21 protein-coding genes are annotated in these 21,983 nt (G+C 74.0%); 12 read left to right on the forward strand and 9 right to left on the reverse strand.

Translation table 11 applies throughout. The annotated features are described in order from the left end of the window. The first annotated feature begins 22 nt into the window (after window positions 1-22). Complete coding sequence (locus tag ACFVU3_RS32970; protein WP_390072074.1) at window positions 23-538, forward strand: GNAT family N-acetyltransferase; 516 nt, start codon at window positions 23-25, stop codon at window positions 536-538. A gap of 24 nt (window positions 539-562) precedes the next feature. Here the strand turns inward: ACFVU3_RS32970 and ACFVU3_RS32975 are convergent, their stop codons facing one another. From ACFVU3_RS32975 to ACFVU3_RS32985, 3 genes are all read right to left on the reverse strand, one after another. Further along, a complete protein-coding gene (locus tag ACFVU3_RS32975) occupies window positions 563-1,066 on the reverse strand; it encodes a lamin tail domain-containing protein (protein ID WP_390072076.1) in 504 nt (167 codons plus the stop codon). 144 nt (window positions 1,067-1,210) lie between these two features. After that, the gene (locus ACFVU3_RS32980; RefSeq protein ID WP_390072077.1) at window positions 1,211-2,566 is read right to left on the reverse strand and encodes an MFS transporter; all 1,356 of its coding nucleotides are present in this window, start codon (window positions 2,564-2,566) and stop codon (window positions 1,211-1,213) included. 27 nt (window positions 2,567-2,593) lie between these two features. Beyond that, window positions 2,594-3,037, reverse strand: a complete 444-nt coding sequence (locus tag ACFVU3_RS32985) for a MarR family winged helix-turn-helix transcriptional regulator (RefSeq protein WP_390072079.1) — start codon at window positions 3,035-3,037, stop codon at window positions 2,594-2,596. Between the two features lie 167 nt (window positions 3,038-3,204). On the opposite strand from ACFVU3_RS32985, the gene ACFVU3_RS32990 reads away from it, so the two are divergent. After that, window positions 3,205-3,450, forward strand: a complete 246-nt coding sequence (locus ACFVU3_RS32990) for a hypothetical protein (RefSeq protein WP_390072081.1) — start codon at window positions 3,205-3,207, stop codon at window positions 3,448-3,450. Here the strand turns inward: ACFVU3_RS32990 and ACFVU3_RS32995 are convergent. Continuing rightward, a complete protein-coding gene (locus ACFVU3_RS32995; RefSeq protein WP_390072082.1) occupies window positions 3,420-4,871 on the reverse strand; it encodes an NCS2 family permease in 1,452 nt (483 codons plus the stop codon). The genes ACFVU3_RS32990 and ACFVU3_RS32995 overlap by 31 nt on opposite strands. A 179-nt stretch (window positions 4,872-5,050) precedes the next feature. Between ACFVU3_RS32995 and ACFVU3_RS33000 the strand changes: the two genes are divergently transcribed. After that, window positions 5,051-5,326 (forward strand): DUF2530 domain-containing protein, encoded by a 276-nt coding sequence (locus ACFVU3_RS33000; protein WP_390072084.1) that lies wholly within the window; start codon window positions 5,051-5,053, stop codon window positions 5,324-5,326. Window positions 5,327-5,460: 134 nt separating this feature from the next. Then, on the forward strand, window positions 5,461-7,881 hold the full coding sequence (locus ACFVU3_RS33005) for an HAD-IC family P-type ATPase (protein ID WP_390072085.1): 2,421 nt from the start codon (window positions 5,461-5,463) through the stop codon (window positions 7,879-7,881). Between the two features lie 45 nt (window positions 7,882-7,926). Here the strand turns inward: ACFVU3_RS33005 and ACFVU3_RS33010 are convergent, their stop codons facing one another. Then, on the reverse strand, window positions 7,927-11,061 hold the full coding sequence (locus ACFVU3_RS33010) for a sacsin N-terminal ATP-binding-like domain-containing protein (protein ID WP_390072087.1): 3,135 nt from the start codon (window positions 11,059-11,061) through the stop codon (window positions 7,927-7,929). Between the two features lie 457 nt (window positions 11,062-11,518). After that, window positions 11,519-12,451: a DUF3027 domain-containing protein gene (locus ACFVU3_RS33015; protein WP_390072089.1), complete on the reverse strand. Its 933-nt coding sequence runs from the start codon at window positions 12,449-12,451 to the stop codon at window positions 11,519-11,521. A 517-nt stretch (window positions 12,452-12,968) separates the two neighbouring features. On the opposite strand from ACFVU3_RS33015, the gene ACFVU3_RS33020 reads away from it, so the two are divergent. The 4 genes from ACFVU3_RS33020 to ACFVU3_RS33035 all read left to right on the forward strand — a co-directional run bounded on the left by ACFVU3_RS33020 (window position 12,969) and on the right by ACFVU3_RS33035 (window position 16,553). Continuing rightward, a complete protein-coding gene (locus tag ACFVU3_RS33020) occupies window positions 12,969-14,345 on the forward strand; it encodes an MFS transporter (RefSeq protein WP_390072091.1) in 1,377 nt (458 codons plus the stop codon). 141 nt (window positions 14,346-14,486) lie between these two features. Beyond that, the gene (locus ACFVU3_RS33025) at window positions 14,487-14,969 is read left to right on the forward strand and encodes a DUF2771 domain-containing protein (protein WP_390072092.1); all 483 of its coding nucleotides are present in this window, start codon (window positions 14,487-14,489) and stop codon (window positions 14,967-14,969) included. 7 nt (window positions 14,970-14,976) lie between these two features. Beyond that, on the forward strand, window positions 14,977-15,711 hold the full coding sequence (locus ACFVU3_RS33030; RefSeq protein WP_390072094.1) for a futalosine hydrolase: 735 nt from the start codon (window positions 14,977-14,979) through the stop codon (window positions 15,709-15,711). Further along, window positions 15,702-16,553, forward strand: coding sequence for a 1,4-dihydroxy-6-naphthoate synthase (locus ACFVU3_RS33035; protein WP_390072095.1), 852 nt, complete (start codon window positions 15,702-15,704; stop codon window positions 16,551-16,553). The genes ACFVU3_RS33030 and ACFVU3_RS33035 overlap by 10 nt, the downstream gene beginning before the upstream one ends. 16 nt (window positions 16,554-16,569) lie before the next feature. Here ACFVU3_RS33035 and ACFVU3_RS33040 read toward each other — a convergent pair whose 3' ends face one another. Beyond that, window positions 16,570-16,953 carry a cold-shock protein gene (locus tag ACFVU3_RS33040; RefSeq protein ID WP_189846836.1) on the reverse strand — a complete coding sequence of 128 codons (384 nt, stop codon included), beginning with the start codon at window positions 16,951-16,953 and terminating at the stop codon, window positions 16,570-16,572. Window positions 16,954-17,095: 142 nt separating this feature from the next. Here ACFVU3_RS33040 and ACFVU3_RS33045 point away from each other — a divergent pair, with 142 nt between their 5' ends. Beyond that, a complete protein-coding gene (locus ACFVU3_RS33045; protein ID WP_390072097.1) occupies window positions 17,096-17,374 on the forward strand; it encodes a hypothetical protein in 279 nt (92 codons plus the stop codon). Here ACFVU3_RS33045 and ACFVU3_RS33050 read toward each other — a convergent pair. Then, window positions 17,371-18,042: an HAD family hydrolase gene (locus ACFVU3_RS33050; RefSeq protein WP_390072099.1), complete on the reverse strand. Its 672-nt coding sequence runs from the start codon at window positions 18,040-18,042 to the stop codon at window positions 17,371-17,373. The genes ACFVU3_RS33045 and ACFVU3_RS33050 overlap by 4 nt on opposite strands. An 80-nt stretch (window positions 18,043-18,122) precedes the next feature. Between ACFVU3_RS33050 and ACFVU3_RS33055 the strand changes: the two genes are divergently transcribed. From ACFVU3_RS33055 to ACFVU3_RS33065, 3 genes are read left to right on the forward strand one after another with little or no spacing between them, the layout of a single operon-like run. After that, window positions 18,123-19,127, forward strand: coding sequence for a FecCD family ABC transporter permease (locus ACFVU3_RS33055; RefSeq protein ID WP_390072100.1), 1,005 nt, complete (start codon window positions 18,123-18,125; stop codon window positions 19,125-19,127). Further along, window positions 19,124-20,215, forward strand: coding sequence for a FecCD family ABC transporter permease (locus tag ACFVU3_RS33060; protein WP_390072102.1), 1,092 nt, complete (start codon window positions 19,124-19,126; stop codon window positions 20,213-20,215). Before ACFVU3_RS33055 ends, ACFVU3_RS33060 begins: the two co-directional genes overlap by 4 nt. Further along, window positions 20,212-21,000 carry an ABC transporter ATP-binding protein gene (locus ACFVU3_RS33065; protein WP_390072103.1) on the forward strand — a complete coding sequence of 263 codons (789 nt, stop codon included), beginning with the start codon at window positions 20,212-20,214 and terminating at the stop codon, window positions 20,998-21,000. The genes ACFVU3_RS33060 and ACFVU3_RS33065 overlap by 4 nt, the downstream gene beginning before the upstream one ends. Before the next feature lie 16 nt (window positions 21,001-21,016). On the opposite strand, the gene ACFVU3_RS33070 is transcribed toward ACFVU3_RS33065, so the two are convergent. Continuing rightward, window positions 21,017-21,967, reverse strand: coding sequence for a hypothetical protein (locus ACFVU3_RS33070; protein ID WP_390072105.1), 951 nt, complete (start codon window positions 21,965-21,967; stop codon window positions 21,017-21,019). Window positions 21,968-21,983 lie beyond the last annotated feature (16 nt).

Consider the following 21,983-nt stretch of genomic DNA (forward strand, 5'->3'; position numbering starts at 1 on the left):
GGCACCGGATAGCCTCTGCCGGATGGACTCCGAAGCGATCACGATCAGGCGGGGCGGGGCGGCGGATCTGCCGGCCGTCCTCGCGATACTCGACAGCGCCGTCGTCTGGCTCAACGGCATGGGGATCACCGCCCAGTGGGGCACAACCCCCTTCACCGACCGGCCGAAGACCGTGGAGCTGGTCGAGCGGGTGGTGACCGAGGGCAGCCCCTGGATCGCCGAGGTGGACGGCGTCCCCGCCGGGACGCTGACGCTGACCCCGCACCCCGGGACGTACGTGCCGCCGGCCGGCGAGCCGGAGCGGTACGTGCGGTACCTCGCCACCGACGGGCGGTTCCACGGCCTCGGGGTGGGGGCGGCGCTGCTCGCCCACGCGGCGGAGGAGACCCGCCGCGAGGGCGTCTCGCTGCTCCGCGTGGACTGCTTCGCGGGCAGCGAGGGGCGGCTCGTGGAGTACTACGAGCGGCGGGGCTTCACCCGCACCGATCCGTTCACGGTCGGCGAGTGGCCGGGACAGGTCCTGGAGATGCGGGTGTGAGAGCCCGGGCGGCCCGGCAGCGGCTCAGTGGAAGGTGATGTAGCCGTTGCCGTCGCGGTCGTTCGCGCTCTTCGTGTACGCGTGCGTGTCCGCGGCGGCGCCGCCCGGCTTGATCAGCTTGATCGTGTCCCTGTCGTTGTTCCAGATGAAGTTGCAGTTGTTGCGGTAGGCGACGTTGCCCGCGTCGGACTCCGTGCCCTTGCCGCCGCGCAGCTTCACGTGGTCGCCGGGCTCCAGGTAGTGGTTGGCGCGGAAGGTGTAGCTGTTGCCGACCGCGTCCTTGACCACGTACCCCTTGAGGTTCACCCTGCCGGTCCGGGCGAAGTTCTTGATCGTCAGGTACTCGGCCTTGGTGTTGCCGGTGGTGCAGCTGTTGCTGTCGCGGCCCGGGGCGTCGTACTGGACGCCGGCGATCTTCAGGGCCGAGGAGTACTCGGCGGCCTGGGCCGGGGTGGCGACGAGGGCGCCGGTCAGCGCGCCGGCGGCGAGGGCCGCGGCTATGACGGGACGGATGGAGCGCGTGCGCAAGGGAACCCCCCTTGTCGAGCCTGTGATTGACGGCTCAACATACACAGAATCCCCACACTCCCGTGACAGAACGTTCATTTCCGGACGCGGAAGGGCGGGCGGGAGCCGTGCGCTCCCGCCCGCCCCGAGGCGGAACCCTCCGGATCAGGCCGCCGCGGCCAGCCGCTCCGGTGCGACGCGCGGGACGAACCGCAGGCTCGGATGCCCGTGGCGCCAGCCCATCGCGACCTTCAGATTGCCGATCCTGGCCAGGACGAGGCCGATGACGGCCGCCGCGGCGAGCGAGACGAGCCCGCCGGTCGCGAAGCCGGCGCGGGCCCCGTACGTGTCGGTGACCCAGCCGAGCAGCGGCGCGCCGATCGGCGTACCGCCGGCGAAGACCATCATGTAGAGGCTCATCACCCGGCCCCGCATGACCGGGTCGGTCGCCATCTGGACGGCCGAGTTGGCGGTGATGTTCACCGTGAGGCCGATCATGCCGATCGGCACCAGCAGCAGCGCGAAGAGCCAGAACGACGGCGACAGGGCCGCCGCGATCTCCAGGACGCCGAAGACGCCCGCGGCGATCACCAGCATCCGCAGCCGGGTCGAGCCGCGGCGGGCCGCGAGCAGGGCGCCCGCGAGGGAGCCGGCCGCCATCAGCGTGTTGAGGAAGCCGTAGGTGCCGGCGCCGACGTGGAAGACCTCCTCGGAGAAGGCCGTCAGCCAGATCGGGAAGTTGAACCCGAAGGTGCCGATGAAGCCGACCAGCGCGATCGGCCAGATCAGGTCCGGCCGGCCCGCCACGTACCGCAGGCCCTCCCGGAGCTGCCCCTTGCCCCGCGGGGCGCGCTCCACCTTGTGGAGCTCGCTCGTCCGCATCAGCCACAGGGCGGTCAGCGGCGCGAGGAAGGAGAGGCCATTGATGAGGAAGGCCCAGCCGCTGCCGACGCCGGCGATGAGCACGCCGGCGACGGCGGGGCCGACGAGCCGGGCGGACTGGAAGTTGGCCGAGTTCAGCGAGACGGCGTTGCGGAGCTGGTCGGGGCCGACCATCTCCGAGACGAAGGACTGCCGGGCCGGGTTGTCGACGACCGTCACCATGCCGAGGAGGAAGGCGATCAGGTAGACGTGCCAGACCTGCACCTGCCCGGAGAGGGTGAGCGCGGCGAGCGCGAGACCGCACAGGCCGAGCGCGGCCTGGCTGACGAGCAGCAGGCGCCGCTTCGGGTAGCGGTCGGCGACCACTCCGCCGTACAGGCCGAAGAGGAGCATCGGGAGGAACTGCAGGGCCGTCGTGATGCCGACGGCGGCGGCCGAGCCGGTGAGGCTCAGGACCAGCCAGTCCTGGGTGATCCGGGCCATCCACGTACCGGTGTTGGAGACGATCGCTCCGGTGAAGAACAGCCGGTAGTTCCGGATCGAGAGCGAGGAGAAGGTTCCCCTGCGGGACCCTCCGCCCCGGCGGGTCGAGGTGGGTTTGTGGACGGGGGCGGAGTCTGCTCCGGATCCCGTGCTCAAAGTGCGTCGCCTCCTTGGGCGCTCGGTTCAGAGGTGGGCGAGCTTCTCCAGGACGGGAGCGGCCGCGCGCAGTACGGCCCACTCGTCCTCGTCCAGACCCTCGGCGAGGGAGGCCAGCCAGGCGTTCCGCTTGCGGCGGGCGTCCTCGAGCATGGCCTCGGCCCGCTCGGTCTGGCTGACCACCTTCTGCCGGCGGTCGTCGGGATGCGGCTCCAGCCGGACCAGTCCCTTGGCTTCGAGCAGGGCGACGATGCGGGTCATCGACGGCGGCTGTACGTGCTCCTTGCGGGCCAGCTCACCGGGGGTGGCGGAGCCGCAGAGGGCCAGGGTGCCGAGCACCGAGATCTCGGTCGGGCTCAGCGATTCGTCGACGCGCTGGTGCTTGAGGCGCCGGCTCAGCCGCATGACGGACGAGCGGATCGCGTTCACGGCCGCGGCGTCGTCGGCGGTGCCGTGGGACAGGTCAGGCATGTAGTTAGCCTAACTCATTACTCTCTCTAAAGACCAACTGGTTTCCCGGGTGTCGCACGGATCACGCCACCCCAGGTCACGGGTCGGTATCCATGCATCACCCAAATGAGTGAGTCGGATCCGGAAAGTGACGCAAAGGGGCCCGGGCAGCCCCGACCCTGAACGGCATGGGATCGACAGTGCTCAGCCTGCGCATCGACAGTGAGCTGCTCGACCGGCTCAGGAGTCACGCCGCCAAAAGAGGAATGAGCGTCCAGGACTATGTCGTCCGGACGCTCATTCGGGAGGACTTCGACGAGCGGTTCAAGACCGCCGTCGAGGAGACGGAGAAGTTCTACGGGGCGGAGCCGGAGCCTCCCGGCACCGGCGCCGCCCCGCTCGATCAGGTCAGGCCCAGCGCCGGCATCGCGTAGTAGAAGACGAAGATCGCCGACACCACGTACATGGCCACCGGGACCTCACGGCCCCGTCCGGCCGCCAGACGCAGCACGCTGAAGCTGATGAAGCCGATGCCGATGCCGTTCGTGATCGAGTACGTGAACGGCATCATCACCATGGCCAGGAACGCCGGCACCGCGATGGTGTAGTCGCTCCAGTCGATGTCCTTGATCGACCCGGCCAGGATCAGGAAGCCCACCGCGAGCAGCGCGGGGGTCGCCGCCTGCGACGGCACCATGGTCGCGAGCGGCGTGAGGAACAGCGCCACCGAGAACAGACCGCCCGTGACGACCGAGGCGAGGCCCGTGCGGGCGCCCTCGCCGACGCCCGCCGTGGACTCCACGAAGCAGGTGGTGGCCGACGAGGAGGTCCCGCCGCCGGAGGCGACGGCCAGGCCGTCGACGAGCAGGACCTTGTTGATGCCCGGGAAGTTGCCGTCCTTGTCGATCAGCTTGGCCTCGTCGCCGACGCCCAGGATCGTGCCCATCGCGTCGAAGAAGCAGGACAGCAGGACGGTGAAGACGAAGAGGACGCCGGTGAGCAGGCCGACCTTCTCGAAGCCGCCGAGGATGCTGACCTCGCCGACCAGGCCGAAGTCCGGGGAGGCGATCGGGTTGCCGGGCCACTCCGGGGTGGTCAGGCCCCAGGACGGGACCGTCGCGACCGCGTTGATCACCATCGCGACGATCGTCATGACGACGATCGAGATGAGGATCGCGCCCGGCACCTTGCGGATGATCAGGGCGAGGGTGAGCAGGGTGCCCAGGATGAAGACGAGGACCGGCCAGCCGTTGAGGTGCCCGTCGGCGCCGAGCTGGAGCGGGACGGTGGTGTGCGCGGCGTCGGGGATGCGGGAGACGAAGCCCGAGTCGACGAGGCCGATCAGCATGATGAAGAGGCCGATGCCGATCGCGATGCCCTTGCGCAGGCCGACCGGGACGGCGTTCATGACGCGCTCGCGCAGGCCGGTCGCGACGAGCAGCATCACGACGATGCCGGCGAGGACGACCATGCCCATGGCGTCCGGCCAGGACATCCTGGGCGCGAGCTGGAGGGCGACGACCGTGTTCACGCCGAGGCCGGCGGCGAGCGCGATCGGCACGTTGCCGATGACGCCCATGAGGAGGGTCGAGAAGGCCGCCGTCAGGACGGTGGCGGTGACGAGCTGGCCGCCGTCGAGCTGGTGCCCGTACATGTCCTTGGCGCTGCCGAGGATGATCGGGTTCAGCACGATGATGTAGGCCATCGCGAAGAAGGTGGCGAAACCGCCCCGGACCTCGCGGGCGACGGTGGAGCCCCGCTCGGAGATCCGGAAGTAGCGGTCGAGGGCCGAGGCGGGTGCCTGGGGCTCCTTCGGCTCGGGGGCAGGGGCCTTGGCGGTGGCCGTGGTGCTCATGGAGTGGGTTCCTCTTCGGGAAAGTCCTGAAGTCCTTTTGGCGGTTCATACGAAGGAAACCCGCCATAGGCAAACCGTTTCAGTATGAACACATGAACGAGGGCGAGTCCATCTCCGCGCGTAGATGCCCTCCCGGCAACCCCTGGGAGCCGCTCCCGGGGCCGCCTAGACTGGGCCGCATGGCGAAGTGGACACCGAAGCACGAGGCGCCCGAGCCCCTGGAGGGGCCGGTCGTCGGCACGATCACCGGCGGCACGATCCTCTGGTTCGTCCTCTTCCTCGTCCAGCTCCCCTTCTACGGGTGGTTCGACGACCGCGACCTCACCTGGTGGGTGTGGACCTGCCTGGCCGGCGCCGGCCTCGGCCTGATCGGCATCTGGTACGTCCGCAAGCGCGACGCGGCCATCAAGCGGCACCGCGCGGCCCAGGAGGCCGCCGGGACGCCGGCCCCGTAGCGGCGCGAGGTCCGCGCGCCTCGGCCCCGAGGCGCCGCGGACGTAGCACCACAGGACGATTCCGCTCCTCCCGCGGTCGGATCTTGCCCCTTCTCAGCAGGTGAACGGTCGATTCCGGTCGTACCGTCGGAACCATGACGCAGCGGGCGAAGATCGACACGGACGGCGGCTCCACCCGGGACACCCCGGTGGAGCCCGGACCGCCCGTGGTCCACCGGCCCGCCGGACTCACCGCCGCCGAGGTCGCCGAACGGGTCGCCCGCGGCGAGGTCAACGACGTCCCCGTCCGCAGCTCCCGCTCCACCACCGACATCGTCCGGGCCAACGTCTTCACCCGCTTCAACGCGATCATCGGCGTCCTGTGGGTGATCATGCTGATCGTCGCCCCGATCCAGGACAGCCTCTTCGGCTTCGTGATCGTCGCCAACACCGGCATCGGCATCATCCAGGAACTCCGCGCCAAGAAGACCCTCGACGGGCTCGCCGTCATCGGCGAGGCGAAACCCAGCGTCCGCCGCGACGGACGCGCCGCCGAGATCTCCACCTCCGAGATCGTCCTCGGCGACCTCATCGAACTCGGCCCCGGCGACAAGGTCGTCGTCGACGGCGTCGTCGCCGAGGCCGACAGCATGGAGATCGACGAGTCCCTCCTCACCGGCGAGGCCGACCCCGTCGTCAAGCGCCCCGGCGACCCCGTCATGTCCGGCTCCTTCGTCGTCGCCGGCGGCGGCGCCTTCACCGCCACCAAGGTCGGCCGGGAGGCGTACGCCGCGCAGCTCGCCGAGGAGGCGTCCCGCTTCACGCTCGTCCACTCCGAACTGCGCTCCGGCATCTCCACAATCCTCAAGTACGTGACGTGGATGATGGTCCCGACCGCGATCGGCCTGATCATCAGCCAGCTCGTCGTCCAGGACAACGACCTCAAGAACTCCATCGCCCGGACCGTCGGCGGCATCGTCCCGATGATCCCCGAGGGCCTCGTCCTCCTCACCTCCGTCGCCTTCGCCATCGGCGTCATCCGGCTCGGCCGGAAGCAGTGCCTGGTGCAGGAGCTGCCCGCCATCGAGGGCCTCGCCCGGGTCGACGTCGTCTGCCTCGACAAGACCGGCACCCTCACCGAGGGCGGCATGGACGTCACCGAGGTCCGCCTCCTGAACGGCTCCGACGAGACGTACGTGCACAAGGTGCTCGGCGCCCTCGGAGAGTCCGACCCGCGCCCCAACGCGTCCCTCCAGGCCATCATCGACGCCTACCCCGACGCCGAGGAGTGGCGCTGCACCGAGTCCCTCCCCTTCTCCTCCGCCCGCAAGTACAGCGGCGCCGCGTTCAGCGAGGGCGACGGCGAGGACTCCACCTGGCTGCTCGGCGCCCCCGACGTCCTCCTCCCCCACGGCGACCCGTCCCTCGCCGACATCGACCGGCTCAACGAACAGGGCCTGCGGGTCCTCCTCCTCGCCCGTACGGTCCACGAGCTCGACTCCCCCAACGTCGCGAAGGACGCCCGCGCCACCGCCCTCGTCGTCCTCGAACAGCGGCTGCGCCCCGACGCCTCCGACACCCTCGCCTACTTCGCCGACCAGAACGTCGCCGCCAAGGTCATCTCCGGCGACAACGCCGTCTCCGTCGGCGCCGTCGCCGGCAAGCTCGGACTGCCCGGCGCCGCGAACACCGTCGACGCCCGGACCCTCCCCCCGGACACGGAGGAGATGGCGAAGGTCCTCGACGAGAACGCGGTCTTCGGCCGGGTCACCCCGCAGCAGAAGCGGGACATGGTCGCCGCGCTCCAGTCCCACGGGCACACCGTCGCCATGACCGGCGACGGCGTCAACGACGTCCTCGCCCTGAAGGACGCCGACATCGGCGTCTCCATGGGCTCCGGCTCCGAGGCGACCCGGGCCGTCGCCCAGATCGTCCTCCTCGACAACTCCTTCGCGACCCTCCCGTCGGTCGTCGCCGAGGGCCGCCGGGTCATCGGCAACATCACGCGCGTGGCGACCCTCTTCCTCACGAAGACGGTCTACTCGGTCCTCCTGGCGATCCTGGTGGTGATCAGCCAGATCGAGTACCCCTTCCTCCCGAGGCACCTCACGCTGCTCTCCACCCTGACGATCGGCGTCCCCGCCTTCTTCCTCGCGCTCGCCCCCAACAAGGAACGCGCCAAGCCCCACTTCGTCCGGCGGGTCATGCGGTACGCGATCCCCGGCGGCGTCGTCGCGGCGGCGGCCACCTTCACCACCTACCTCCTCGCCCGCCACCACTACACGGGCGCCGACGCCCTCGGCGCCGAGACCAGCGCCGCGACCCTCACCCTCTTCCTGGTCTCCATGTGGGTCCTCGCGATCATCGCCCGCCCCTACACCGCCTGGCGCCTCGCCCTGGTCGCCGCGATGGGCGGCGCCTTCCTCCTGGTCCTCGTCGTCCCCTGGCTCCAGGAGTTCTTCGCCCTCAGACTCGTCGGCACCACCATGCCCTGGGCAGCCGTGGCCATCGCCGCCGCGGGCGCGGCGGTCCTGGAGATCGCCTGGCGCTGGGTGGACCGCAGGTTCCCGGCGTGACCGCCTGAAAAACCCCCCGCGCCCGAGGCGCGGGGGGCTTCCCGGTCAGTCGAACCAGCGGTCCCGGGCCAGTTCCTCGGTGCGGGTGGGGTCCTCCAGGAGGGCCGCCACTTCGAAGCGGCGGGGCCACTGGGCGGTGGCCCAGGCCAGGGCGGCGGCCACGCCTTCGAGGGTGGCGGCGTGGAGGGTGCCGTCGGGGGTGCGGCGCCAGTCGAGTTCCGTGCCGCCCGCGCGGAGCTCCTCGTGCTCCAGGTAGGTCGCCGGGGTGGCCGGGCCCAGGAGGGCGTGGACCGCGGCCGGGACCTCGTGCTCCTCGCCCTCCGTGGTGACCTCCGCCTCGACCGCCTCGCTGAGGCGGCGGACCTGGAGGAGGTCCGCCAGGTCCGCCGCCCGCGACGGCGAGACCGGGAGGAGGGGGAGGCCCGCCGTGAGCGGGAGGAGGTCGGGCGCGTCGGCCACCAGCGCGTCCGCCGCGTCGACCACCACCAGCTCGCCGTCCACCACCGCGCGCAGCTCGTCCGGGAGCGTCACCTGGTCCGGGTCGAGGTCGGCCAGGGCCGTGTAGAGGGCGTGCAGCTGGGCGCCCGTCACCGGCCGGTCCGGGTCCGCGAGGCGGGTCAGGAGCTCCGCCGCGCCGCCCGGCTCGTCGAGGAGGGCCGCGACGGAGGTGCGGACGCCGAGGGCGCGCAGCACCTGCTCGTCCTCGAAGCCGGTCGCGTCGGCGGGGTCGTACAGGCCGGTGAGGAGCGGGTCCGTGCCGGCCGCGCGGAGGCCGGCGGGGCGGCGGCCGCCGATGACCGGGTGGTCGCGCAGCCACCAGGCCGTGTAGGAGCGGACCGTCTCCGTCGTGCCGTCCGGGAGGAGGACCCGTACGGGCTGGGTCAGGGCGTCCCGGAGCGGCGGCTGCGCCAGCAGGGCCAGCGCCCGCGGCCAGGCGTCGTCGTCGACCAGGTCCAGGTCCCGTACCGCCACGATCTCCGTCGCCACCGGCGGCACCACGGCCTCGGGCAGCCGGTCGAGGACGTCCTCGCACCACACGTCGACCGCGTCCAGGAGTCCCGCGTCGTCCGGCTCCGGGTAGTCGCCCTCGCGGGGCTCCAGGTCGTCGGGGTCGAGGACGAGGTCGGCGGCGCGGACGAGCGCGAAGTTCGCCAGGACACCGCAGGCGGCGAGCGGGGCCTCGCCCCAGCGGGCGGCCAGCTCCGCGTCGACGTGCGCGAGTTCGCCCTCGCGCATGATCGCGTCGAACGCCGAACCGGACAGGACGAGTTCACCCGCGGGGGCGAGTTCGCCGTCCTCGTCGGGGAGGGCCAGCGCGGCCAGCCACGGCTCGTCGCCGGGCTCCAGCCCCGCGTCCCGGACGAGCCCGAGGACCGTCTCCACGAGCTCGTCCGGCTCCAGCGCCTGCTCGTCCGGGTTCCAGAGCTCGTCCGCCTCCAGGGAGGCCGCGACCGCCGCCCGCACCTGCGGTGTCGTCAGGACGGCCCGGGGCGTGGCCGGAAGGGCGCCCAGCTTCTCCAGCAGCGGGTGCGCCGCCTCCGGGTGCGCCACCTTCAGACCCAGCCGGGACAGCTCCGCCGGAGTGCCCTCCTGCGGCAGGAGGACCTGCCGGGGGCCGATCGCCGTACGGCCCGAGTCCAGCGGCACCGGCAGGCCGGTGAGCCGGTCCGGGTCCACGCCGGCGAGCGAGTCGTACAGCCGCTGCCACCAGCCCGGCGCCCGCTCCACGCCCGCCAGCCGGTCCACCGCCTCCGTCAGCGGCACCCGGCCCACGCCGAGCGTCCGCAGCTCGGGGCGGCGCTCCAGGCCCGCCGGGAGGAGCCCCGGGAACACCTCGGCGAGGACCGTGACGGTCTCCGCGCCCGCGCCCTCGACGACCTCCGCCTCGATCGGGCGGAGCGCCGGCACGTCCTCGGAGGCCACCGCCGGCGCGAGGAACGCGACCCGCGGCAGCCGGTCGAGGATCGCCTCGCGCAGCGCCCCGTCGAGGGGCCCCTTGCCCAGCGGGCCCGGCACCAGGTCGAGCGCCCCGCTGGTCACCGGCCGCCAGTCGGCGAGGAGTTCGGCGTACGCGTCGGCCGCCCGCTGCACCAGGAAGTCCGTCAGCGGACCCGGCGCCGGATGCCGGCGGGTCGGGTCCAGCGGCAGCGAGGCGATGAGCAGGGCGGGGATGCCGAGCGGCTCGTCGGTGGGCGTCGGCGCGTGCACGACGGGCGCGGTGCGCGGGTAGCGGGGGGCGCCCGCGCCGTCCACCGGCACGGCCCAGGTGACCGACCAGTGCGGGCGCAGCCGCTCCTCGACCGGGCGGTCCGCGAGGAGCCCCTCGTCGAGGCCACCCGTGTGGGTGACGGTCCGCCAGCGGTGCGGGGCCTCGGCGGCCGAGTCGTCGACGTGGACGTACCCGTCCGCCTCGGAACGGGTCAGCGTACGGACCCCCTCCGGCGTCTCCACGACGATCTCGGCGAGACCCGGAAGAGTGAGCAGCAGGGCGTCGTCGACGGAGGCGAGGAGCCGCTCGGCGAGGCCGTGCGCGGCGGCGTCGCGCAGCGGGAGGACGACGACCGTGTCGTACCCGTCGGGCGCGGTGCCCTCGGCGGGCAGCGGCAGCCGCAGCAGGGGTACGTGGCCGTCCCTGCGGCGCAGTTCGTCGCCGAGGCCCGGGCTGTGCCGGGCCACGTCCGCGGCGAGCTCGCGGGCCTCCGCGAGGGACCAGCGGACGCCGCCGTGCCGGCCCAGGACGGCCGGCTCGTCGGAGACGGCGAGGACGGCGGCGAAACCGACGCCGAACCGGCCCACGGCGGCCGCGGTGTCCTGCTCGGTCCGCTTCGCGGACGCGCGGAGCGTGGACAGCGACTCGACGCCCGCCGCGTCCAGCGGGGCGCCCGTGTTGGCCGCGGCCAGCACCGCGGGGCTGTCCGCGTCGGCGGGGTGCAGGGTGAGGCGCAGGCGGCCGGTGGTGCGGGCGCGGGCGGCGGCGTCCGCGGCGTTCTGCGCCAGCTCGACGACGAGGCGGTCGCGGTAACCGCCCAGGGCCAGGTCCTCCTCGGCGTTCGCGTCCTCGCGGAAGCGGGCGGGGGAGGTGGCCCAGGCGTCCAGGACGCCTCTGCGGAGCCGGGCCGTGCCGAAGGGGTCGCTTCCGTCGGTCGTCGTCCGGACGGTGACGCTCACGTCTGACTCCACTCTGCTGTTCCGGTCCTTCGGTGCGCCGAAGTTACCGCGCCGCCGCCCTTTCCCCCCGACCAGCACCCCCCACGCCCCCACCGCGTCCCGCCTACCCGTCCCGGCACCCCCCATGCGCGCCGGGGCCGCGCCGGCGCGGGACCGTGCGGGCCGGTGCGGGGTGCGTCCGGGCCGCGCCGGTGCGGGGTGCGCCGGTCCTGCCGCCGTGGGGGCACGCGTGCCGGAGGAGGGCGGGCGCACCCCGGTGCGGCCGCACCGGCGCGGGGCGTCCGGGCGCGGAGACGTGGGCCCGGTGCGCGGGGTGGCGGGAGGGCACCGCCCCCGGTGGTCCAGGGGCGTGGCGGGCCCGGGCATGGCGGGCCCGGAGCCCCCGAGGGTGCGGAAGGCTCGGGACCCCGGGGGCGCGGGCGCGGTCCCGGGGGGTGCCGCGGGCGCGGTCCCCCCCCCGGGGGGTGGGTCAGGAGTGGCCCAGGTCTTCCGAGGCCGCGTCGGGGTCGGTCACCGAGCCGGAGTCGGCGGGGGGACGGAGGGGGAAGGGGTCCACGGCGGTGGAGTCGAGGACCGGTTCCGCCGGGCGCGGCGGCGTCGGCATGACGGCGGCCTCCGAGTGGCCGCCGCAGCCGTACGCGAGGGAGACGACGCGCCCGTCCGCGGGGGACAGCTCGTTGGCGCAGAGGCCGAAGGACTGGCGCAGGGAGCCGGCCAGCGGGATCAGGAAGGCGCAGGACTGGCAGGTGGCGGGGGCCGCCTGGGCCATCGGCGTGCGGGGGCCGAAGGACTCGTCCCAGCGGTCGGCGGCGATGCGGAGGCCGTACCGGGAGAGGACGCGGGCCCGGCCCATGCCGATCTCGTCCGCGACGGCGGCGATCGCGCCGCGCGTGGCGCGGTCGGTGATCTCGGCGTCCTCGGCGTCGAGGTGGTCCGCGAGGTCGGAGGAGACCGCGGAGTTCGGCGGCGGGGCGTCCTCGCCGGTGTAGCCGGGCTCCAGGCGCGGGTCGTCCTGCTCGGTGGGCAGGAGGTCACCGGGGCCGAGGTCGCCGGGGCGCAGCCGCTCGCTCCACGGCACCCATTCGGGCGCGAGGAGGGCGTCGGTGCCGGGCAGCAGGACGGTTTCGTCAAGCGTGACGTTCTTGGCCCGGGAGGCGCGGGTGACGGTGACGGCCCATCGCCAGCCGCGGTAGCCGGGCTCCTTGCACTCGAAGTAGTGCGTGACGACCCGGTCGCCCTCCGCGACGACGCCGGAGTGCTCGCCGACGACGCCGGGGGCCGCCGCCTCTTCTGCGGCCTCCCGCGCGAGGTCCACGGCCTCGGCGCAGAGGCGGTCGGGGGCCGGGGTACGCGTGGCTCGCGGGGTACGCGGGGCACGGTCTCGCGTCGTCGCAGCACTCACTGGTATCGCTTCTCTCCTACGCCGTCTCACGGGTGCGCCGGCCGAGGTTCGGGAGCGAGGCTCCGGGAGCGGGGCGGGCGGAGCGGACCTGAGGGCCGCATCGACGTCCGCACCCGACCGGTCTCACACGTCTCGGGCACACCTATCGTCATCCATTCTGCGGGATGCCGAAGGGGCGCGCGGCCGAGAGGAACCGCCGGTGGCGCGCTACGCACGCTACCCCGTTCGCGGGCCTGGGCCCACCTGCGCGCCCCAAGTGACCCGGATCGAGCCCCGGAGCACGCGCCGAGGCGCCCTCTCCCCGGCGTGTCCCGCCCGGCCCCGCGGGCCTCCTCCGCGTCTCTCCCGGCCCTCCGCCGACCCGTCCCCGGCCCCTCCCCTGCCCGTCTCCGGCCCCTCCCCGGCCCCTCCCCGGCTCCTCTCCCGCCTCCTCCGCCGCCCCCGTCCGCGCGCTTCCGACACCCCGGGCGGCCCCGGACTCGGTTCGGGCGGGGTGCCGGTGGGGCACTATGAGGTGGTGGCAGCCGCACGGTCCTCTGGTCGATCCCACGATCGCCCCGGGCCGCTCCGTCGAGCGGGCCGGGCGGCGGGGCGCGCTCTGCATCTGCCGTTCACGGGGACGGCGCGGGGGATCCGGCGGGCGACGCACGCGCACGGGGCGGGCGAGTCGGGGCTCGGGAAGCTGATCGAGCTGCACGCGGTGAACGGCGCCGGGGACGTGATGATCACCGTCGCGCTCGCGTCGACCGTGTTCTTCTCGGTGCCGACCGACGAGGCCCGCGGCCGGGTCGCGCTCTACCTCGCCATCACCATGGCCCCGTTCACGCTCCTCGCGCCGGTCATCGGGCCGCTGCTCGACCGGCTGCCGCACGGCCGGCGGGCGGCGATGGCGGCGGCGATGGGCGCCCGCGCGGTGCTGGCCGTCCTGATGTCGGGGCTGGTGGTGACCGGCGGGATCCAGCTGTACCCGGCGGCGCTCGGCGTGCTGGTGGCGTCGAAGGCGTACGGGGTGGTGCGCAGCGCCGTCGTGCCCCGGCTCCTGCCACCGGGCTTCTCGCTGGTGAAGGCGAACTCGCGGGTGACGCTCGCCGGGCTCCTCGCCACCGGCATCGCCGCCCCTGTGGGGGCGGGGCTCCAGCTGGTCGGGCCGCGATGGCCGCTGTACGGGGCGTGCGCGCTGTTCCTGCTCGGCACGTACTGGGCCGTGCGGATGCCGCACAAGGTGGACTCGGCGAAGGGCGAGCGGCGGGCGCATCTGCTGACGCACGGCGAGAAACGGCCGAGCCTGCGGACGGTGGGTCCCGCGGTGCTGCACGGGCTCCAGGCGAACGCGGCGCAGCGGATGCTCTCCGGGTTCCTGATCTTCTTCCTGGCGTTCCTGCTGCGCGAGCATCCGCTGTCGGGGCAGTCGGCGGCGGTGTCGCTGGGGATCGTGGGCGTGGCGGCGGGGGTGGGGAACGCGTGCGGGACGGCGGCCGGCTCGCTGCTGCGGGACCGGGGGCACCGGCCGGAGGTGATCATCGCCGCGATGATCACGACGGTGCTGGCGGCGGCGATCTGCGCCGCCGTCTTCTTCGGCGGGGTGATGGTGGCGGTGCTCGGCGCGGTGGCCGGGCTGACGCAGGCCCTGTCGAAGCTGTCCCTGGACGCGCTGATCCAGCGCGACGTCCCGGAGGTCGTCCGGACCTCGGCGTTCGCCCGGTCCGAGACGGCGCTCCAGATGGCGTGGGTGGTGGGCGGCGCCCTGGGCATCGCGATGCCGCTGAACGGCACGGTGGGGATGGCGGTGGCGGCCGGCTTCCTGGCGATCGGCGCGCTGCTCGCCGTACGGGGCCTGCTGTCGTCCCGCGGCCCGGGCACGTCCGACCGGCCGCACCGCGCGAAGGTGGCGTGATCCGGACCGGGTCCGGGACCGGGCCGGCCCGTGCGGTCCGGGCCTCGCGACGGCGGCCCGCGCGGGTGCGTACGGGCTGCGCCGCGCGGCACGCCGGACCCCCGCGTGGCAGCGGCGCGGCAGCCCGATAGCCTTCGGCTCATGACCGTTGCGTTCTTCTCCGGCTCGCGCCGCCGGGCCGCTGCCGCCCTCGGGGCCGTCTCCGCCGGGCTCCTCGTCCTCACCGCCTGCGAAAAGCCGACTCCGATCGCGACCGTCACGGTCGGGACCGAATCGATCAATTCCGAGGCGGCCTGCTACAACGACGGCGACCCCATCAAGGAGTCCGACGTCCAGAAGTGCCTCAACAAGAAGGCCGAGAAGTCGATCACCGTCGCCATGGACGACAAGGTCCGCTTCGGTGTCGACCCGGAGATCGCCGACAACGGCTGGACCATCTTCCTCGGTGGCCAGCAGGCCGAGCCGGAGCCGTACAAGAAGACGTACCGGACCATTCCGGCCAGCGCGTTCTTCTCGGCCAGCCAGACCGGCGAGACCCCCGACGAGACGCAGGTGACGATCGTCGAGAACACCGGCAAGACGCTCACCGGCATCTGGCACTTCAAGCTGAAGAAGGAATCCTGATCCTCCGGTGCACCGCCGGACCCTGATCGTGACGGCCGTGGCGGCGGAGGCGGACTCCGTCGCCGGCGGTCTCACGACGCCCGCCCACCCGGGCGGGGAGCTTCCCGTGCCGGGCGGACTCGCGCTGCGCCGGCACGAGGGCACGGACGTCCTCGTGGGCGGGGTCGGGCCCGCGGCCGCCGCGGCCGCGACCGGCGCCGCGCTGACCCGCGCCGCGCTGGCCGGCGAGCCGTACGGGCTCGTCGTCTCCGCCGGGATCGCCGGCGGCTTCCCGGGCCGTGCCCCGCTCGGCTCGCTCGTCGTCTCCGGGACGATCGTCGCCGCCGACCTGGGTGCCGACACCCCCGACGGATTCCTGCCCGTCGAGGAGCTGGGCTTCGGCCGCTCCGTCCACCGCGTGCCGGACACGCTCACCGGGCCCGTCGCCGCCGCCCTGGCGGCCGCCGGGCTCCCGCACACCACCGGGACCGTGCTGACCGTCTCCACCGTGACCGGCAGCGCCGCCCGCGCCGGCGAACTCGCCGCCCGTCATCCGGGGGCCGCCGCCGAGGCGATGGAGGGCTTCGGGGTCGCCGAGGCCGCCGCCGCGCACGGCGTGCCCGTCCTGGAGCTGCGGGCCGTGTCGAACGCCGTCGGCCCCCGCGACCGCGCCGCCTGGCGCGTCGGCGACGCCCTGGACGCCCTGCGGCGGGCCGTGACCGCACTCGAAACCACCCTGTCGGAGGCACGGCCGTGCAGCTGAAGATCGCCTATTCGCCCTGCCCGAACGACACCTTCGTCTTCGACGCCTGGGCCCACGGCCGCGTCCCCGGCGCCCCGCGCCTCGACGTCACCTTCGCCGACATCGACGTCACCAACGGCTGGGCGGAGAGCGGCACCGACGCCCACGACGTCCTGAAGGTCTCGTACGCCGTCCTGCCGTGGATCCTCGACGAGTACGCGCTGCTGCCCTGCGGCGGCGCGCTCGGCCGGGGCTGCGGGCCGCTCGTCCTGACCAGGGACGCCGGGACCGGCGCGGACCTCGCCGGGAAGACGGTCGCGGTGCCGAGCGAGCGCTCGACCGCGTACCTCCTCTTCCGGCTGTGGGCCGCGGAGACCGTGCCGGGAGGCGTCGGCGAGGTCGTCGTCATGCCGTTCCACGAGATCATGCCCGCCGTCCGGGACGGGAAGGTCGACGCGGGGCTGGTCATCCACGAGGCCCGCTTCACCTACGGGTCCTACGGGCTCCACCGCCTCGCCGACATGGGCGAGCACTGGGAGTCCACCACCGGGCTGCCGATCCCGCTCGGCGCGATCGTCGCCCGCCGCTCGCTCGGCGCGGACACGCTGCGGCTGCTCGCCGACTCCGCCCGGAGCTCGGTGCGGAGGGCGTGGGACGACCCGGCCGTCTCGCGGCCGTACGTCATGGAGCACGCGCAGGAGATGGACCCGAAGGTCGCCGACCAGCACATCGGCCTGTACGTGAACGAGTTCACCGCCGACCTCGGCGAGGCCGGTTACGCGGCGGTCCGGGGGCTGCTCACCCGGGCCGCGGCCGAGGGACTGGTGCCGCCCCTCGGCCCGGACGCGCTGTCCTTCCCGTAGTCCGGGAGGACCGGGATCAGACGTCGAGCTGGTCCGCGACCGCCCGCAGCAGGCCGGCGATCTTCTTGCCGGCCGCCTTGTCGGGGTACCGGCCGCGCTCCAGCATCGGCGTGATGTTCTCCAGGAGCGTCGTCAGGTCCTGCACGATCGACGCCAGCTCGTCCGGCTTGCGGCGCTGCGCCGCCGCCACGGACGGCGTCGGGTCGAGAATCGTCACCGAGAGCGCCTGGTCACCCCGCTGGCCCGCGACGACACCGAACTCCACCCGCTGGCCCGGCTTCAGTGCGTCGACTCCGGCGGGGAGCACCGACGAGTGCACGAAGACGTCACCGCCGTCGTCGCGGGAGAGAAAGCCGAAGCCCTTCTCACTGTTGAACCATTTGACCTTGCCGGTAGGCACGTCTGTCCTCGTCCTCGTCGACTCGTCGGGGTAGCAGAAAGAGCGGGTCGCGACGACCCGCCGTCACCAAGGCTAATGGTCCGGGGGCGGGTGACAAGACGCCGCCGAAGTGTTCCTCCGGCCAGGGAACTACCCTGGCGGGATGCGCAGTGAAACCCCCGCAGGAGCGGTGAGCGATTCCGTGGACGACTCCGCGCCGGGCGACGGACTCGTCAAGGCTGGCGTCGTCGTCTTCGCCGTCGGCGCGCTCGCGACGCTGGTCACGGTGGCTCCGCTCTTCCTCGGGACCGACCCCTTCCCGACCGTCGCCTACCTGGTGTCGATGCTGATGGGCGTCGGTTTCGCCCTCGCCGCCGCCGGGGTGCTCCGCTCGGTCGCGGCCCAGCGGCGGCAGGCCCGGCAGGCCGGGCGCTCCGTCTAGACGGTCTCTCCCGCGGCGGCCCGGGCGACGTACGACTCCCACCAGGCGCGGAAGTCCGTCAGGTCCTCCAGGACCACGTCGGCACCGGCGGCGCGCAGCTCCTCGGCGTCGCACGGGCCGGTCGTGACGCCGACCGAGAACGCGCCGGCGGCGGCCGCCCCGCGCACGTCGCCGACGTGGTCGCCGACGTACACCGAGGCGCCGTGGGCGCGCAGCGCCTCCGCCTTGCCCTCGGCGAACAGGCCGCCGACGACCGCGTCCGGCTCGATGCCCAGGTGGACGAAGTGCCGCTCGGCGTGCGGGCCGTTCTTGGCGCTGACGACGACGGTCCGGCCGCCGGCCTCGCGGACGGCGTCGAGGGCGTCGCGGGCGCCCGGCATGGGGACGGTCGGGGCGAAGGCGTGGATCCCGTACAGGGTGCGGTAGCGGGCGGCCATCTCGGTGACCTGGTCGGCGGGGACCCAGTGGGCCATCTCCCGCTCCAGCGGCGGGCCGAGCCGGCCGATGACGACCTCGGCGTCGACCTCGACCCCGTACTGCTCCGAGAACGCCTCCCAGGTGCGGCGGATGCCGGGGCGGGTGTCGAGGAGCGTCAGGTCCAGGTCGAATCCGACGGTGAGCGGGCCTGCGGGCGGAGTGGTCTTCGCGTTCGTCGTCATGGGGGACATTGTGCCCGGGTGTTCGAATACGGCCGCTGCTTAAACTGAGCCAAGCCTTACCGAACCTCCTCCTCGCCCGATGGGTGCTCATGACAGCCGCTTTCCGTTCCAGACGGGTCCTCGCGACCTCGGCGGCCGTCGTCGCCCTGCTGCTCGCCGTCCTCCTCAGCCTCGCCGTCGGCGCCCGGGCCATCGCCCCCGGCACCGTCCTCGACGCGCTCCTGCACGGGGCGACCGGCGACGACGCCGAGGTGGTGCGGCAGCTCCGCGTCCCCCGCACCGTCATCGGGCTGATGGTCGGCGCCGCCCTCGCGCTCGCCGGCACCGCCCTCCAGGGCATCACCCGCAACCCGATCGCCGACCCCGGCATCCTCGGCATCAGCCAGGGCTCCTCGGTCGCCGTCGTCCTCGCCATCGCCTTCCTCGGCGTGCACAGCCTCTCCGGGTACGTGTGGTTCGCCTTCCTCGGCGCCGCGCTCGCCTCCGTCGCCGTGTACGCCATCGCCTCCAGCGGCCGCGGCGGCGCCACGCCCGTGAAGCTGGCGCTCGGCGGCGCGGCGATCAACGCGCTGCTGCTGTCCGTGACGACCGGGGTGCTCACCACGAAGGCGGCGGCGCTCGACGAGTTCCGGTTCTGGCAGATCGGCTCCCTCGACGGACGGGACGCGGCGACGATCGGGCAGATCTGGCCGTTCCTGCTGCTCGGCGCCGTCCTGGTGCTCTCGGTGGCGCGCGGCCTCGACGCGCTCGCGCTCGGCGAGGACGTCGCCAAGGGGCTCGGGCAGAAGGTCGCCACCGTCCGGATCGTCGGCGGGCTCGGCGCGACCGTCCTCACCGGCGCGGCCGTCGCCGCCGCCGGGCCCATCGCCTTCGTCGGCCTCGCCGTCCCCCACATCGCCCGGGCCGTCGTCGGCTCCGACCACCGGTGGGTGCTGCCGATGGCGGCCCTGATCGGGCCGGTGATGGTGCTGGTCGCCGACGTCATCGGCCGGATCGTCCTCCCGCCAGGCGAAGTGCCGGCCGGTGTCATGACCGCGCTCATCGGCGTGCCGTTCCTGGTCACCCTGGTCCGGCGGAAGGCGGTGCCGGCGTGAGCCTCACGAAGACCCCGGCCCGGACCCGCACCGGGACCGCCGGCGCCGCGGCCCGGCCCGCCGGATACGCGCTCGTCCGCACCGGACCCGCCTCCTTCCTCGTCCACCGGCGCTCCGTGCTCGCCGCCGGCGCGCTGCTCCTGCTGCTGGCCGCGGCCTCCGTCGCGTACCTCTGCGTCGGCGAGAAGACCGTCCCGCCCGGCGAGGTCCTGACGATCCTCACCGGCGGCGACTCCCCCGCCGCGTTCGTCGTCGAGGAGCTGCGCGAGCCGCGGCTCGTCACCGGGCTCGCCGTCGGCGCCGCCTTCGGGATCGCCGGCGCGCTCATCCAGACCGTCGCCCGCAACCCGCTCGCCTCCCCCGACATCATCGGCATCAGCCAGGGCGCCGGCGCGGTCACCGTCGCCGCGATGACCTTCGGCCTCGCCCCGTACACGGCGCTGCCGTACCTGTCGATCGCCGGCGGCATCGCCGCCGCCGCGCTCGTGTACGTCTTCGCCTGGCGCGGCGGGCTGCACGCCACCCGCTTCGTCCTCATCGGCATCGGCATCGCCATCGCGCTCCGGTCGCTCATCACCCTCTTCATGACCAAGGGCGACTACCTCGTCGCCCAGCAGGCGCAGATCTGGATGACCGGCTCGCTCAACGGGCGCGGCTGGGACGAGTCCGCGCCCGTCCGCTGGACCCTGCTGGCGATGCTGCCCGCCGTGCTGTGGGCCGCCCGCGCCCAGCGGACCGTCTCCCTCGACGACGCCACCGCGACCGCGCTCGGCGTCCGCCTCGGGCGGGTGCGGCTCGGGCTCGTCGCGGTCGGCGTCGTCCTGGCCTCGGTGGCCACCGGCGTCGCGGGGCCCGTCGACTTCGTGGCGCTGCTCGCCCCCCAGATCGCCCGCCGGGTGACGCGCACCGCGCAGATCCCGCTGCTCTGCTCGGCGCTCCTCGGCGCGCTGATCGTCGTCACCGCCGACCTGATCGGGCGGCGGCTGTTCTCACCGGTGGAACTGCCGGTGGGTGTCCTCACGGCGGCGGTCGGCGCCCCGTATCTGATCTGGCTCATCGTCCGGAGCCGCACGGGAGAGAAGGCATGAGCAGACTGACGGCCCGCGGGCTGACCCTCGCCTACGAGAACCGGGTCGTCGTCGAGGACCTCGACCTGGAGGTCCCCGACGGCAAGGTGACCGTCATCGTCGGCCCCAACGCGTGCGGCAAGTCGACCACGCTGCGGGCGCTCGGGCGGCTCCTCCGGCCCGAGCGGGGCGCCGTGCTGCTCGACGGGGAGGAGCTGGCGAAGCTCCCCACCAAGGCGATCGCCCGCTCCATCGGGCTGCTGCCGCAGACGCCCGTCGCGCCCGAGGCGATCACCGTCGCGGACCTCGTCGCGCGCGGGCGCCAGCCGCACCAGGCGTGGTGGAAGCAGTGGTCCGAGGAGGACGAGCGGGCCGTCACGGAGGCCATGGCCCGGACGGACGTGGCCGCGCTCGCCGACCGGTCCGTCGACGAGCTGTCCGGCGGCCAGCGGCAGCGCGTCTGGATCGCGATGGCCCTGGCGCAGGAGACCGACCTGCTCCTCCTCGACGAGCCCACGACCTACCTGGACATCGCGCACCAGGTGGAGGTGCTGGACCTGGTCCGGCGCCTCAACCGCTCGCGCGGGCGGACGGTGGTGCTCGTCCTGCACGACCTGAACCAGGCGGCGCGGTACGCGGACCACCTCATCGCGATGAAGTCCGGGCGGATCGTCACGCAGGGCCCGCCGGCCGAGATCGTCACGGACACGATGGTCCACGACGTCTTCGGCCTCCCCTCGGTCGTCGTCCCCGACCCGGTCACCGGCTCCCCGCTGGTGGTCCCGGGGGCGCCCTGGACCGCCTGACGGCCCGGCGCCCGCCTCAGCCGCGGCGGGCGCGCAGGAGGAGGTAGAGGGCCGAGAGCAGGGCGGCGGCCCTCAGGGTCCAGGGCCAGGTGTCGGAGAGGGCCGTGTTCATGGCGCCTTCCGGCACCGCGTCGCCCCAGCGCCCCCGCACCCGTCCCCACAGCCAGGTGACGCCGCCGGCCGCGGCGAGGCCGGGGAGGACGAAGACGGCCGTCTTGACCTGGGCGGGGGTCAGCCGGCGGGAGCCGTACGCGATGAGCCAGCCGAGAGCCAGCGCCGGAAGCCAGCCGAAGGCCGCGCCGGCGATCAGCAGGAGCGCGGCGAGCAGCAGGAACGGGTGGGCGACACGCCGGGCCGGGGCCTCGGCCTCCGGCTCCGGCGCGGCCTCCGGTTCCTGGGGGCGGCGCCGGCGCAGGAGGCGGGTCAGGCTGCGGCGCCCGGGCGCGGGCCGCCCCGTCTCCCCGGGGGTCTCCTTCTCCGGGGGCTCGGGGTCCGGCGGGCGGAAGAGTTCCGGTGCCTCCACCCCGCCGACGAAGCCCGGCACGAGGAGGTCTCCGTCGTCCGTCTCCGCGTGCCACCAGCCGCGCGGGTGCGGGACCGGTGCCGGGGCGGGCGGCGCAGCCGGGTCCGGGGCGGGGTCCGGGGCAGAGGCGGCCGGGGCGGAGGCGGCCGGGGCGGGGGCAGGGTCCGGGGCCCGGTCCGACCACCAGTCCGCCCGTTTCCGGGCCGCCGCGCCGTCCCCGCCCGCCGCCCGCTCCACCACCTCGTCCGGCGTGCCGAGGTCGCCGAGGATGCCGCGGACGGCGGCGGGGGACTCCTCGCCGCGGGTGGTGCGGCGGCGGTCGATCTCGCCGCGGAGGCCCGCGACGAGGGCGCTGCGGTCGCCCGGCGGGAGCTGCCGCTGCTGGGCGAGATCGCCGACCTCGCTCAGGTAGTCGAAGACCATCCGGTCGCTCTCGATGCCCACGCCGCCCCTCCACCGT

Source organism: Streptomyces sp. NPDC058052 (genome assembly GCF_042885515.1).
In the GTDB taxonomy this organism is placed as follows: domain Bacteria; phylum Actinomycetota; class Actinomycetes; order Streptomycetales; family Streptomycetaceae; genus Streptomyces.